The 1,157-nt window shown below is 75.0% G+C and carries 1 protein-coding gene; it reads right to left on the reverse strand.

What is annotated here, in order from left to right; translation table 11 throughout:
• Nucleotides 1-1,157 (reverse strand): vWA domain-containing protein (locus AOK24_RS43995; RefSeq protein WP_055725414.1); only part of this gene is annotated, 1,157 nt, incomplete at both ends.

A 1,157-nucleotide genomic window follows, 5' to 3' on the forward strand; every position in this document is an offset into this window, starting at 1 on the left:
GCCGCACGGTCGTCGGCCTGTGCGTGGGAACAGGCCGACGACCGTGCGGCAGGCGGGCTGGGGTGGCCAGGGGGTCTGGCCGTCCGTGAGGGCCACGACCACGTCGGGGCGGGTGCGCAGGGCCGCCTTGAAGCCCGCGCAGAGATCCGTGCCGCCGCCTCCGATCAGGGGGATGTCCTCCGCCCGGCAGAGGGGGTGGGCGACGTGGGCCGCCGCGTCGCAGGACACGACCGTGAGCAGGTCGCGGCGTCCCCCGACCGCCCGGGTGATCGCGGCGACTTCGAGGAGCGCGCTGCCGAGTTCCGCGTCGCTGACCGAGCCGGACGTGTCGATGACGACGGCGACACGGGGCGGGCGGCGGCGGAGGCTGGGGAGGACGAGGCCGGGGAGGGAGGACGCGCGGCGCGAGGGGCGGCCGTACGTGTAGTCCTGGCCCGCGCCCGCGCCGGACACGGCGGAGCGCAGCGCCGCGCCGAGGAGGCGCAGCCAGGGCTGGGGCGGGTGGAAGGCGTCCTGCGCCCAGCGTTTCCACCCCTCCGGCGCGCTCCCCGGCCGCCCCTTGATCGCCTCGGCGACCCGGTACCGTACGGCGTCCCGCTGCTGCGGGGTGAGTCCCTCGGCACCGTCCCCGCCGAGGTCCCACCCGCGCCGGCGGCCGTCCGCGCCGCTGCCGCAGTCGAGCCAGGCGATGTCGCCGTACGCCTTGAGCTGGAACCGGCGCAGGTACTCCTCCATGAGGAGTCCCGTCGGCAGCCGCAGCGACCCCGGTGTCACCGCGTCCGCCGGGCGGGCCAGCCCGTCGCCGTAGATGTCGTCGTTGATCTCCATGTCCGCCGCGATGTTCATCCGCAGCCGCTCCCCCGGCCCGTCGAGCCCCTGCTGCTTCGCGAACCGGTCACCGCGCCCATGATGATCCCGCAGCAGATGCGACACCTCGTGCACCCACACCCCGGCCAGCTCCTCCACCGGCGTCCGCTCCACGAACCCCGGCGACACATAGCAACGCCAGTACCCGTCCACAGCCATCGTCGGCACACTCTCCGACGCGACGACGTGCAGCGCGAACAGCGCGGAGGCGAGGTAGGGCCGGGCCCGGGCGGCTTGAAGCCGGGCGGTGTAGAGCTTGTCGGTGTCGAGGGGGCGGACCTGTACGGGGG

The organism is Streptomyces niveiscabiei (assembly GCF_001419795.1).
Taxonomy (GTDB): Bacteria; Actinomycetota; Actinomycetes; order Streptomycetales; family Streptomycetaceae; genus Streptomyces; species Streptomyces niveiscabiei.